Raw genomic sequence first — 12102 nt, forward strand, 5'->3', positions numbered from 1 at the left:
AGAGGACATACGATTCCACCATTTGTACAGATTATCCTTTAAATTGTGTTCAAAACTTTCAACAGATTGTTCATCTATTCCATATGTTCCCCGATTTGCTTTTACTCGCTCAAATGCCATCATTACTGCACTCTTTGAGATACGAAACGGTTTTGTTTCTTGCATAAGTTCCTCCTCCTTTCAAAGTTGACTTATCCTTGAAACAGAATAATTCGGGTTCTTCGCTCCACTTCCATTAGAGAAGCTTCTTCACTACTACAACCCAATCTGCCCCTATGAGTACATCAGTACTCTTTTCTTGTGGGTCTTCCACTTGAAATACTCCCTTCACATCAGCCCGTAGGTTCCCACGTTCCGTACAAACGCCTGTGTTATGTTCATGCCACCTCTATGCCGCCCACCACTTAGACAGTAAACAGGTTTCCTCTAAGCTTATCCCAGATTAACGACTACCCCCTGGTTTTGATGGAGTCTCTACGCTTTCGACATTTCCGTAAGTGGTTTACATGCTCGTTCATCTCCATAACACGCACTTGACAGTTCTAAACTGCCTTTTCCTTAACGCTCAACACCATAGCTTTTGACTACAGCACCTTAAGGTAGTTTGAAATCTCCACCTGTATGGCGATTCCAACGGGCTCTCCGTCATCATTTGTACAGCACAGCTGCTTTGAGTAGTCTCGCTACTCACGCACACTTTCGTGGCGCACAGTCATCTGCATAACGCACGAACCGGTGTCCTCGTTTCTCCAGTAATTGGTCTAGCTCATTTAAATAAACATTACTGAGTAACGGAGACAGATTCCTTTCAAACAGATTGGATACACCATTTTGATTGTTCTTCTCACCATGAAAGGCACTATGCACTTCGACATACCCTTTATGTTCCACACTATCTCTCTGTCGATAGCCAGTTTCTCCTGTTTTCTGCAGTTCTCGCACCTCCTAGACTTTTCAAAATTACTATTGTTCGGCCCTTCATGTTTTGACCCTTTCACACTACTACGACCTCTGCTGAATTCTTGTGATTCACCAAGATGTCACCACCTTGGTTGTGTCGGCTCGTTATCATTCAACTCACACGTCACCCTCACAAGACCTCCCCCGGTAAGAACCAAAACTTTCCTCCCACGTAACCGCTAGATTTACTGTATAGATTTCGGGCAGTATTGGACTTTGTCTTGTTATGCAGACTTATCCGACCTAAGCCAGCCTTCTATCTAATTTCTGTTCGTCAGTTCAGGAGTTTGCGTCCGGCTTCCTTCATCCACTACCTCACGATAGCCACCTTGCCTTTCGCTAACAGTTCCTACTGCCAAGCCTGTAGTGGGCTTTCACCACCAAGTTTTCGTCCATGCAGAGCACACGTAAACGAGGTAACTAGGAAAAATAGTTACCTCGTTATTTTTATTTTAGAGACTGTTAAGAAAAGGGTAAGTAGTAGGAATTCAGATCGGCTCTATAACATAATGGAGTATGGGCATTGATGGGTTCTACCATTCAATAATTTTGACCATGCTTCCGCAATAGTCTTTCAGCCACGTTCCCTACCTTGATACTTGTTTACAAAATTGAATCCAGAAAGTATGATTATTGTTTTCAGAGCTTGTTTAGTTATCCCCAACACGGCGACTAATAGTATATTTAAAACAGAACTGCTAACTTGATTGGTACAACATTTTGCTATTTACTGTTTAAGTTAGCTACCACAGGCTTATTGACTATGGTTTCTTATCTTATCCAAAAAACGATACAGACTATGGCATCAATTTTTTAGTGTGCATTTATATGATCTTTCGTTAAGCTACATAATTAATAAACCACTTAGCGGTATTAGAAGCTTTTCTAATATTTTTTTCCTCAATTGGAAAATATATTTTTCACTATAACCCAATTCTATAGAAGTAGCTACAGCAGACTTCTCTTGGAAGTACCGTAAATGAATAAAATCATACTCTGTTTGATTTAATTGTTCTAATGATTTTTCAATAGAATCAAGAGTCATTTTCTTTTGGATAAGTTCTTCATAGATAACCAATGCTTTTAAAGAGGATAGCCGATCGATTGATTCTTGAGAATCAGATTGCTTGTTTAATTTGAACTGCACCCCATCATCATCACATTGGTAATTCACCTGAAATCCTGGAATTAAATACTCCAATTGCTCTTGGAGGATGCCTATTGCAGTTTTATAATGTTTATAATTTTTTAAATAGTTTTCTATTAACTTATACTTTACCTTTTCCTCTTTCATTTCTTCTATTAACATCATAACCCTCCTGTGTTTTTAGTACTATATTAAAATTATATCACACCAAAAGGAACATATGTTCCTTTTGGTGTGTGGATGTTACTTTTTATTTTTTAAATTCACATGAAAAATATTATGTTAAAATTATAAATATGAGGGCTTAATTGCACTTTTAAAGGAAAAAAGGAGGGTACGTATTTGATTGCAAAATTCAATATAACCGATAAAGATTTAATTGCTCAACAAAAAAATGCTATAAAGAATACTAAGTTCCATAGAAAATCTAGAATCATGCAATTAGTTATATCATTTTTAGGGATTGTACTCATGTTAATCATTATCAATGCTACAATACCAAGTATAATTTTCTGTCTGTTTTTATATTTCATTCTCACCCCTTTTATATGGTGGTCATATGAGTATTTGTATATACGTCGTTATAAAAGGGACATTCTTAGACACAACAAAAATAAAATAGGTTCCTTTATATTAAACTTACCTGAAGAAAAACTTGTTAAAGAATCGTAGCATTTAACTGAAAAAATTAAATGGAGTGAATTAAATCGGTTTAAAGAAGATGAGGAGCGTTATTTCTTATATTTCGCCGACTTAAATGCGATTACAATCAAGAAAGAACCTGATAATATGAATGAACAAGAAATTAAGGAACATCAAACATTTTTAAAAAGAAAGGTGAAAAAATTAAAGGACAGTTACAATCCTCTCCACTGGAATTGAAAAATAAAGGCGTTCATGACTTTCATATTCGTATTCAAACAGAGCTTATGCATCAATTGGCCATGGAGATGGAAGAGAGTGAAGAATTAATCACATCCACTAAAATTGCAATAACCAGATTGCTTGACGACCATCTAGCTACAATGAAAGAATTAAGAAATACATACAGAAATAGAGTCGGTTCAGGGAAATACGATAAATTAAACATTGCTCATGTCGATGAAGTTTTTCGGGAACTAGTGGATGTTGAGAGTGATGGTACCCCATTATTAATTGATATAAATAAATTCGAACACCTTCTAGAAAAACTGCGAAAAAACCAATATGATACGGGAGATATAGCTTATAACATGAAAAAAATGAGTAAAGATTTTAAACAAATCGATCAAATACTTGCCCAATGGCTGCAAATACGTCAATAAGAGGTGGTGTGGTAATGAGTAGTATGAGTGATTGGTGGAAAGATTATCTGGAAACCAATGCACAAAAAGAAGCGTTAAAGAAACAAATCAAACAGGATTTACAAGAAAATGTAGATTTTACAAGGTTATACTTAGAGCATAGTTACGCTGTTTGGTCTCTTTCCCAAAAACATCAGAATATTTTAAGCAAAATCAATTAATATTTTGATGGAAAAGCAAGTCATGCCTTGACGAATCGCTTTATAGAAAATATAATTCAGCTAAATGAAATGGACCAGGTTTACAAGGAAAACTATGAAAATATTCAACTGAAACATGGGTTTTGGTGAAGGTTGCCAGGGTGTGACCTTAAACGAATCGGGTATTTAGGTGCCGTTTTCTCCCACTTAGACCTTTTGTATTAACTCAAGGATCTTGAAGTGGGAGTCTTACGGCACCTTACATGAGGTTTAAAATTTATTTTTTTTCATTTTGCATGAAACTATTATGTTAAAATTATAAATCTGAGAGTTTAATTGCACTTTCACAGGAAAAAGGGAGGGTACGTATTTGATTGCAAAATTCAATATAACCGATAAAGATTTAATTGCTCAGCAAAAAAATGCTATAAAGACCACTAAATTCCATAGAAAATCTAGAATTATGCAATTAGTTATATCATTTTTAGGGATCGTACTCATGTTAATCATTATCAACGCTACAATACCAAGTATAATTTTCTGTCTGTTTTTATATTTCATTCTCACCCCTTTTATATGGCGGTCATATGAGTATTTATACATACGTCGTTATAAAAGGGACATTCTTAGACACAACAAAAATAAAATAGGTTCCTTTACATTAAACTTATCTGAAGAAAAACTAGTTAAAGAATCGCAACATTTAACTGAAAAAATTCAATGGAACGAATTAAATCGGTTTAAAGAAGATCAGGAGCGTTATTTCTTATATTTCACCGACTTAAATGCGATTACAATCAAGAAAGAACCTGACAATATGAATGAACAAGAAATCAAGGAATATCAAGCATTTATAAAAAGAAAAGTTGAAAAAAAGGAAATAATATAGCTCCACCATTGGTAGAGCTATTGTTTATTTAAAATTGGCCATCATCTATATCGTCTTGCTCTCCAATCAATAATGCAATGATAATACTAGCAGCCAAGGCAGTCATTGCAGGAACGCCATAAGTAACAGCTAAGCTAATTACAAATATTATACCTAAAGTTAACCCTGCAGCTTTCGCTATATCTGTACTAAAACTTTCACTTGCATCAGTCAGGTCAATATCGACTGTAAAGATCACTGTAACAGCAAGTTGAACATTCCCTCCACCGTCTACTGGGATTTCTTCTTTAAAAGCAGTTACTCGGAGTTCTGCGCTACTCCCCGCTCCCTTTAAAGTCATCTGGATGGCGCCAGCGCCAATAGAAGTCGCCATATTGTCTATAAAATCTTCATAAAACCCAAGTCGATTTTGAGTAAATTGTGCAATGTTTTCTCCCAGCAGACTCTCAAGGCTTCCACTTACCCCATCAGGCGTGATTTGAAGTGTAGTTGTTGTTCCTCCTTCTGTAGGAGGGTTTAGCTGCTCACTGAACTCCACATCGACAGTTACAATATTGCCGATATTAAATGCTCTATGAGTCGAACTAAAATTAATATTCGTTGCGAATAGTTCAGGGCTGAACTCTTGCAATCCCGGTATATTTTTCCCTATCTCTATAAACGCATCGTGTTTTGCTCGATATTCTTTACTAACTTCCGAAGCATCAGGAGGATTTACAGCCGCAACTCCAGGATCTCTGCCAGAATAGTCATTTTTGTCAATACCAAGCATTCCAGGGCCTCCCAGACCAATTGTGGTTTCATAAAATTGATTAAAAGACCAATTTTGAGGCATTGGAAAGCCTAAGTTGCCACTATAACCTGTAGACATGTTTCCTACAAAACTGTAATCTGCTGACACTTTGCCGCCTTGAGCTTGTATGCAGGTATTACGAGAGCCATAAACACCTAATTTGTATTCTGGCAAACCCTTTTCCTTGGCAATATCAAATACAGAACGCACTTCTTCTAAATAAGGAATAATATTATTCTTTACTTGAAAATCATAAGCATCGTAGTCCACAGCAAAATAAATCGTTGTACCAGATGGGAAACCAAGCTCATTTGCCGCTCTAATAGCTTTCCATGCGTCTTCCCTACCTCTTCCTGATACAAAATATTCATGCTTGTATCCCCCATCTTGGTATATAGGGAATACACGTATCCCATTTACTGTGAGAATTTTTAGTTCCTCATGAGTCATTGCTTTTGAACGAAGGCCAGCATCAGTGGCCACATTACCTGTTAAATATCGACCGATAATCTGATAATTATTTTCGCGTAGCGTTCTAACGGTCTCTTGATCAATAACTGTAGACGCATCACAAGCAATTGCTGGACGACCTGTATAACCATTGCTCGTTAGTAATTGCTTAATAGTCGGCATATCAGCAATTCCAGTTTCAGGTAGAGTCATAAAATCTTGAAATGTTATTACGGCTAATTCGACGTCATGATCAAAGTCGCCATCATAAGGGTGCGTATCGTATATAGGCATGTTGCACGCAAGTGCCCATTGTAAAATTCTTGTAAAGTTGGCTGGAGCATCCCCCTTTTTTAATGTAGGGCAATTGTCGATAGTCGCAGGTCCAAAATTTCCATTTGCGATATGACCAATGCCTTCTTCATGCTGTAAAGCATATATTAAAGCTTTATTTGTCTTTCTTTCATACACGCCATTTGTTGGGATATAATCAAAATACTGACTATATTCTCTATTAAGCGATTGTTGTATTTCTCTATTATGTGACCTCCCTGAACTATTATTTAATACAAATCCATCTGTATTCAATATAGCTTTCATAAGTTTCGAATCAACAAACCCAGTTGGTTCAATCCCAACATCACTTTCAAAATCTTTAACTTTCTTCTCCGTGTCTTCAAAGAAATTACCTGAGAAACCACCTGGATTATAACCTTTACACCAGAATCCACCTTGTAGGATTTTAATTAGATTATTTGGTTTTTCATTTTTCCCCTGTTTCGCTAAACCAGGGAATCTTCTAGCAGTCTCCGGACCAAATGATGGTACTGGTTTTGTTATTCCGAGTTCTATTTGTAAGCCAATAATAAGAGCTTTTACTGTTGTATTGCCTGTCTTCCCATTTTCTGGAATGGTTGTATACCCGTTTCTCCCCTTATACGTTTTGTTTAGCCACTTTTGCACTTCTAATACCATTTTATCCATGCTGAACTCCTCCTTTGTTTGTGAGCTTTTTCCAAGCTCTTATATAAAATAATAACGAAAAATGATTTATAAAAAGTACATTAAAAGTAGGGTTTTTAATCCTATTGCACATCGGATTTATATACACTTGAATATAATTCTTCAAGCAATACACAGTGTTTGCAACCTGTTATTTCATTCCTTGATCGCGCAAGAAATTTTCATTATGCTGCGCTTTTTTAGTAATGTTGTTATCCTTTCACCAAGCATAAATAGCCATGACAACAGTAGCTACTAATGACACATATTCATAGATCATTTCCTCACTAAACGGTAACGGGTTCCAACCGAATACACTCAGTGCTTTGGTTAAGTAATAGAACCCCTAACACTATCAGCCTGATAATTACTTGTATAATGGACCCATAAATCTAGACACGAAATAGGGAGACGTTAAAGTAAATTTATGGGTAAAAGAAAAAGTTATACATCAATTCAAATCAAAGATCGTGCTAGAAATACTTAAGGAAGAAAGAAGTCTTGCTGAGATTTCCTCAGAACATGGCATACATGTAAATCAGTTACGTCAATGGCGTAAAGCTGCACTTGATCACATGCCATAACTATTTGAGAGAGAGAATAAGAAAGTCAACCGTAAGCCCGAAATAAAAAATACGCACCTTTTTGGTACGCATGACAAATAACCGTATAATCTTGATTTTTTAAATCAAATTTACAGTTATGGATCTATGTCAAGATATTGGACACTTAAAATATTTAATTTTTGTCAAGGCTACCGCGCTTCGCTTGCTGCCCTCTCAATTGAAGGATCGGCATTCTCCCCTTCCTTTAATTGAGAGGTAACTAAACTTCTACTCTATCAGTTGCATTCACTTGTTGCGCATACTTTTTCTCGTAAGCTATCGGTGATAAATAACCAATAGATGAATGAATACGTTTGTAGTTGTAAAAGGTCATGATATAGGTAAATATGCTTCTTTTTGCTTCTTCTCTTGTTTTGATACTTCTGATGGAATATGAGCTCCTTCTTGATCACACTATGAAAAGATTCAATACACGCATTATCGTAACAGTTTCCTTTTCTGCTCATACTTGTAGTAATCTTATGGTCTCGCAGAATTGCTTGATAGTCATACGCTGCATATTGACGACCACGATCTGAATGGTGAATAAGCCCTTTCTGTGGTGGCTGCTGGTTTATTGCTCTTTTTAAAGCTGTAATGATCAATTCCTTTGTCATACGTCTACTCATTTCCCAGCCGATGATTCTCCTTGTAAATAAGTCCATAATAGTAGCCAAATACAACTAACCTTCTCTTGTCCATACATAGGTTATATCACCAACCCAAACAGCTCCAGGTTTGTCTACGTGAAAGTTTTGATTCCATAGATTCGGATAAATAGGATAAGGATGCTTAGAATTTGTCGTTGCCTTGTACTTTTTTACCGTTTTAGACCGCAAGCCATTATCGCTCATGATACGAGTCACAGTCTTTTGTGATATACCCCAACCCTCCTGTTTTAATTTCAGTGATTTTAGGGCTTCCATACCTTCTCTTGGACTCCATATAAACTCGCTTCACTTCGGCTGTTAGCTTTTCTCTACGCTTTTTCTGCTCACTTTTATCTCGATTCCTCCAGTCATAGTAACCACTTTTCCAAACACCTAATACTTCGCTCATCTTCGCTACACGGAACTCGTGTCGGTGTTTTTCGATGAAGTCATAAATTACTTCTGGTTTTTTGCGAAGATGCCCATAGCCTTTTTTAAAATGGCAACTTCCTCTTCCAAGTCACGAATACGTTTATCCTTTTCATAATCAGCTTGATCCTTGGGATTAAGATTCCCACTTCATACAAAGGCATCCTCCTGGTCTTCCTTATACTTATCCACCCACTTATGCAAGGTTTGATGAACTAAATCTAGCTCTCGTGCAACTTCAGCTACCTTTCTTCCATCTTCCACAACCATTTTAACAGCATAGGTTTTAAAGTCTTTATCGTATCTTTTTCCGTTCATCTTGGACACTCCTAGAAATTATTAGTTTCAGTATAAAAATCTCTATTCTCTGTGTCCAATTATCAGACTAACATCATAGAAAAAGGCCTTTGATAGATATCCAAACTAATATACTAGTCAAAGGCTTTTCTTTTATCTTATAAATTATACTTAATCTAATTATAATTCTTGTGGATTTATTGGTGTTTTTTCTTCAATAACCCTTACTTCACTTTTTGGTACCCAACCAAGCCAAGTATCTCGATCTATTCTAGGTAGTTTTAAATTACTTCCTACAAGTAAAGAAGCTGAGGATACTTGAAATTTATCTTCTTTTTCTTTTAGAATTTGAACTTTCTCACCATTTATAATTCCATAGGGTACTATACTTACACAATCCGTTATTTCGTTACGTTTTACTACCTTAGTATATAGCCCACTATTATATTTATCTTCAAGTGTTGTATCAATTTTATCTTTATCTTCGGTCATGATTTTCATATTGTTTTCCATATCTATAGTTATTTCATATATTCTCCCTTTATATTTACCAAATATGTCTGATCTAAGCATAAAATACACCTCATTAATCTAATATAAATTTCTTACCATTAAAAGTTGCTATAACTTCATCTTTTCCATCAATTACTTTGTGTAATTTTGCTCCTTCTCGCAGACCAGTGAAGTTCCTTAATGTCCATTCGGGAATTACTTCATTATTCCTTGAAGAAGTAAATCCATTTCCTGTCCAAGGCTACTCATTAAATTCCCATCAACTATATGATTTATTCATTTTATGACCATAAGGGATCTCTAAGTTATCTGGTGAAAGAAATTCGATGTTCTTGGGTTTAAATTCAATATATCCATAGATATTTTCGCTTTCTGGATAGGGAGTAATTACTTGATTGCTGTATTCATCGTAATATGAATAATCTAACCTCATAGATTCTCGCACATGAGAATAATTATGTATATGCAAGCTATCTTATGCTCTTTTAATTTTTTAGGAAGTATACTGTTCATAAAACTAGATGCGCCTATTTGACTAGAAGCAAATCGAGCCTCACTATTCATTCCGACTTCTACTTTGTTCCAAAACTGCGAATATCGTTTTGCCTCTTCTGTGTTCATCCAACTTGAAAAATAATAATTATGCTAGAGTAAGAGGGACAGCGAATACGACAGGAAACTTATTTAGTGGAATATTTGAAGTGACTATAGAAGTATCAATTGATCCTTTTAATATCGGAACTTGGACTATTTTTGCAACTGATTTTATTGGAGATACATTTACGACTACTTTCACAGCTCCAATGCATCCAATAGCTTTTATTGGAGATTGTAATGATACTCCATAATGTTATTTTTATGTATAGCCCCATCCAACTAAGGGCGGGGATTTTTAATATCAATAAACGTCTGATTTACGTACCCAGGGCATAATACCATCAAGTAACACACGATCTGATTTAACCTGTTTAACCTTGTAGCTATTACCTTTAACAAAATCGGCAATTGACCAGTCGCAAATTTGCTGGCTGATTTTTTTACGGTGACTTTTTGACCGACTTTAAATAATTGGATTTTGGCTTGCTGGATGCAGTAGAACCACTCTGCAATTTATTTAACAACGTAACGTTTTGATTAGCTGTACCACGGTAGTTTTTATTGCCGCACTTTGCGGCTAATCTTTTAACGGATTATGGGACATGCAGCTAAAGATATCACAGACCACGTCTACACCCACAAGGACATCGAGCAGCTACTTATAGCAATTGACATGCTATGAGAAAGGGGCTGCTTTCTCTTCAAACTCTTTGTATGCTACGCGTGAATTTTCCTAGCACTTTAGACCAACGTATAAAATAAGTAATCCCTCAATCACAGGCATTGAGGGATTCCAAAAAACTTGTATAATTCGTTTTGAGAACTGAGGTTGATTGCAAAATAAGGGGTTTAGCGTTATTTTGTATACTACCTGTATATTACGTGTGTTTATCCACAGAATTTCAGACAAATGTGTATAACTATTTTAAATACGGTTTTAAGTTTTCTTGTATTTATATTTTTTCTTCTTATAATAACCACCCAAGGGTTTGAAATACAATAGGAGCTTTTTAGAAATAACAATTAAAATAATCCTTTTATATTTTAAATTCTTTTCATTTATTCTAAAAATAACTAGGTTAACTTTTTATAATCCTCGTATAAATTAAGTAGTTGTTTTCCAAGTTCGCTATTGAAGTCCCACGAGTCAGCAATAGCTCTTGGATATGATGGTATGTGCCTTTTGCTTTCAATCATTAGTTCTATATCTTTATGGAAATTTTCAAGTTGACTTATCGTTCCATCTTTACCTTGACCTAGTTTGTGAGCATTAATCTCATGCTCAAGCTTCTCCTTCATTTTTTCGGCTTCTTTTATAAAGTATACGGTTTTATTAAGCTGTCTAGGTTCGTTATATACCATTGTTCTACGCCTCCAATATATTGATTTCCCATTTGAAGCTGCGGACCTGCTTTTCCTTTTATTATAATTGTGCCTGGCTTAACTTGCCATTGTTGAATACTCGTCATTTTGTTCCAATCTGGCGGAAGTGCTAAGTTACTTCTATTAACCTGTGGAGAAAATGTTTCAAACAAAAACCTTCCTTTTGCATAAGCGTTAAGATTATCATAAAATCTTAACCCATAAGTATTTGATCCTGCCACATCAAGCCTAATTGTACCGATTTCAAATGATTCTAATGTAGTCTTTCTAAATTGACGTGGTACTCCTAGCGATTTTAAATATTCAGATGCTTGTTTTACACCAACGTATGGATCATTAAGGTTACCTGTACCCCTAGTCTTTACCTTTTCTCCCTCACCATGTTGCATATTAAACGTCTGTGACTTAGCATCAACTGCAAAATCTTTATCTTTAATTATAAAAGTTGCGCCACCAGTTGAAAGGGCATAGTCTTTACCAAAAGTGAACTTCTCTGTCACTTTAGCCATTCCAGCTTTAGCTGCCTCTATCTTTTTCCGATAATAATTACCACTAAAAGGCTTACTATCCAATAACTTCGGAGCTCTTCTTGCTGCGCCTGCAGCTAGCTTTGCAGTTCCTGATGCTCCTTTGACCGCCCAACTACGAACAAGGGACATCTATCCGGGAAACAGCAGCGATCTTTAATATTTCTACACATTCCACGCTTTTACAATGGAAAAAGCAATTGGAAGCAGAAGGAATAGATGCCCTAGAACCAAAGAAAAAGGGGCGCCCATCCATGAAAAAAGGTTCTGATCATACATCTAAAAAGCAAAAGCCGGATAAAGGGACTCCGGAAGCATTACAAGCAGAAATAGATCGTTTACGCATGGAGAATGCCTATTTAAAAAAGTTGAATGCC

At 35.9% G+C, this 12102-nt stretch carries 16 protein-coding genes and 2 pseudogenes; 8 read left to right on the forward strand and 10 right to left on the reverse strand.

The window, feature by feature from the left end; translation table 11 throughout:
• Nucleotides 1-687: 687 nt before the first annotated feature.
• Entirely contained in the window at nucleotides 688-942 is a 255-nt protein-coding gene (locus D1839_RS21170) for a hypothetical protein (protein ID WP_183030284.1), read from the reverse strand.
• Nucleotides 943-1804: 862 nt separating this feature from the next.
• Entirely contained in the window at nucleotides 1805-2269 is a 465-nt protein-coding gene (locus D1839_RS19365; protein ID WP_120381430.1) for a hypothetical protein, read from the reverse strand.
• A 180-nt stretch (nucleotides 2270-2449) separates the two neighbouring features.
• Here D1839_RS19365 and D1839_RS19370 point away from each other — a divergent pair, with 180 nt between their 5' ends.
• The 5 genes from D1839_RS19370 to D1839_RS19385 all read left to right on the forward strand — a co-directional run bounded on the left by D1839_RS19370 (nucleotide 2450) and on the right by D1839_RS19385 (nucleotide 4479).
• Nucleotides 2450-2779: a hypothetical protein gene (locus D1839_RS19370; RefSeq protein ID WP_120381431.1), complete on the forward strand. Its 330-nt coding sequence runs from the start codon at nucleotides 2450-2452 to the stop codon at nucleotides 2777-2779.
• 15 nt (nucleotides 2780-2794) lie between these two features.
• Nucleotides 2795-2989 (forward strand): YcxB family protein, encoded by a 195-nt coding sequence (locus D1839_RS21505; RefSeq protein ID WP_120381432.1) that lies wholly within the window; start codon nucleotides 2795-2797, stop codon nucleotides 2987-2989.
• Nucleotides 2986-3411 carry a hypothetical protein gene (locus tag D1839_RS19375; RefSeq protein WP_120381433.1) on the forward strand — a complete coding sequence of 142 codons (426 nt, stop codon included), beginning with the start codon at nucleotides 2986-2988 and terminating at the stop codon, nucleotides 3409-3411. Before D1839_RS21505 ends, D1839_RS19375 begins: the two co-directional genes overlap by 4 nt.
• A gap of 14 nt (nucleotides 3412-3425) precedes the next feature.
• On the forward strand, nucleotides 3426-3611 hold the full coding sequence (locus tag D1839_RS19380; RefSeq protein ID WP_120381434.1) for a hypothetical protein: 186 nt from the start codon (nucleotides 3426-3428) through the stop codon (nucleotides 3609-3611).
• A 349-nt stretch (nucleotides 3612-3960) separates the two neighbouring features.
• Complete coding sequence (locus D1839_RS19385; protein WP_120381435.1) at nucleotides 3961-4479, forward strand: YcxB family protein; 519 nt, start codon at nucleotides 3961-3963, stop codon at nucleotides 4477-4479.
• A 28-nt stretch (nucleotides 4480-4507) separates the two neighbouring features.
• On the opposite strand, the gene D1839_RS19390 is transcribed toward D1839_RS19385, so the two are convergent.
• Together D1839_RS19390 and D1839_RS21510 are read right to left on the reverse strand one after the other, a co-directional pair.
• Nucleotides 4508-6706 (reverse strand): glycoside hydrolase domain-containing protein, encoded by a 2199-nt coding sequence (locus D1839_RS19390; RefSeq protein WP_120381436.1) that lies wholly within the window; start codon nucleotides 6704-6706, stop codon nucleotides 4508-4510.
• Between the two features lie 238 nt (nucleotides 6707-6944).
• The gene (locus D1839_RS21510; RefSeq protein ID WP_120381445.1) at nucleotides 6945-7046 is read right to left on the reverse strand and encodes a phage holin; all 102 of its coding nucleotides are present in this window, start codon (nucleotides 7044-7046) and stop codon (nucleotides 6945-6947) included.
• 124 nt (nucleotides 7047-7170) lie between these two features.
• Here D1839_RS21510 and D1839_RS21515 point away from each other — a divergent pair, with 124 nt between their 5' ends.
• Nucleotides 7171-7308 carry a transposase gene (locus D1839_RS21515; RefSeq protein WP_120381437.1) on the forward strand — a complete coding sequence of 46 codons (138 nt, stop codon included), beginning with the start codon at nucleotides 7171-7173 and terminating at the stop codon, nucleotides 7306-7308.
• A 241-nt stretch (nucleotides 7309-7549) separates the two neighbouring features.
• Here the strand turns inward: D1839_RS21515 and D1839_RS21520 are convergent, their stop codons facing one another.
• The 4 genes and pseudogenes from D1839_RS21520 to D1839_RS19410 form a co-directional block, all read right to left on the reverse strand.
• Nucleotides 7550-7663: an IS3 family transposase gene (locus D1839_RS21520; RefSeq protein ID WP_286164868.1), complete on the reverse strand. Its 114-nt coding sequence runs from the start codon at nucleotides 7661-7663 to the stop codon at nucleotides 7550-7552.
• 124 nt (nucleotides 7664-7787) lie between these two features.
• A pseudogene (locus D1839_RS21525) lies at nucleotides 7788-8012 on the reverse strand (transposase); the annotation flags it as partial.
• A gap of 546 nt (nucleotides 8013-8558) precedes the next feature.
• Nucleotides 8559-8726 carry a transposase gene (locus D1839_RS21010; RefSeq protein ID WP_120381440.1) on the reverse strand — a complete coding sequence of 56 codons (168 nt, stop codon included), beginning with the start codon at nucleotides 8724-8726 and terminating at the stop codon, nucleotides 8559-8561.
• A 159-nt stretch (nucleotides 8727-8885) separates the two neighbouring features.
• The gene (locus D1839_RS19410) at nucleotides 8886-9278 is read right to left on the reverse strand and encodes a hypothetical protein (protein WP_120381441.1); all 393 of its coding nucleotides are present in this window, start codon (nucleotides 9276-9278) and stop codon (nucleotides 8886-8888) included.
• 566 nt (nucleotides 9279-9844) lie between these two features.
• Here D1839_RS19410 and D1839_RS19415 point away from each other — a divergent pair.
• Nucleotides 9845-10066: a hypothetical protein gene (locus D1839_RS19415; protein WP_120381442.1), complete on the forward strand. Its 222-nt coding sequence runs from the start codon at nucleotides 9845-9847 to the stop codon at nucleotides 10064-10066.
• Between the two features lie 823 nt (nucleotides 10067-10889).
• On the opposite strand, the gene D1839_RS19420 is transcribed toward D1839_RS19415, so the two are convergent.
• Nucleotides 10890-11177 carry a hypothetical protein gene (locus D1839_RS19420; RefSeq protein WP_120381443.1) on the reverse strand — a complete coding sequence of 96 codons (288 nt, stop codon included), beginning with the start codon at nucleotides 11175-11177 and terminating at the stop codon, nucleotides 10890-10892.
• Nucleotides 11129-11770 (reverse strand): hypothetical protein, encoded by a 642-nt coding sequence (locus tag D1839_RS20605; RefSeq protein ID WP_199690442.1) that lies wholly within the window; start codon nucleotides 11768-11770, stop codon nucleotides 11129-11131. The genes D1839_RS19420 and D1839_RS20605 overlap by 49 nt, the downstream gene beginning before the upstream one ends.
• 74 nt (nucleotides 11771-11844) lie before the next feature.
• Between D1839_RS20605 and D1839_RS19430 the strand changes: the two are divergent.
• Nucleotides 11845-12102, forward strand: a pseudogene (locus D1839_RS19430) (helix-turn-helix domain-containing protein); the annotation flags it as partial.

Source organism: Roseburia sp. 1XD42-34, assembly GCF_009917385.1.
Classification (GTDB): domain Bacteria; phylum Bacillota; class Bacilli; order Bacillales; family Amphibacillaceae; genus Virgibacillus.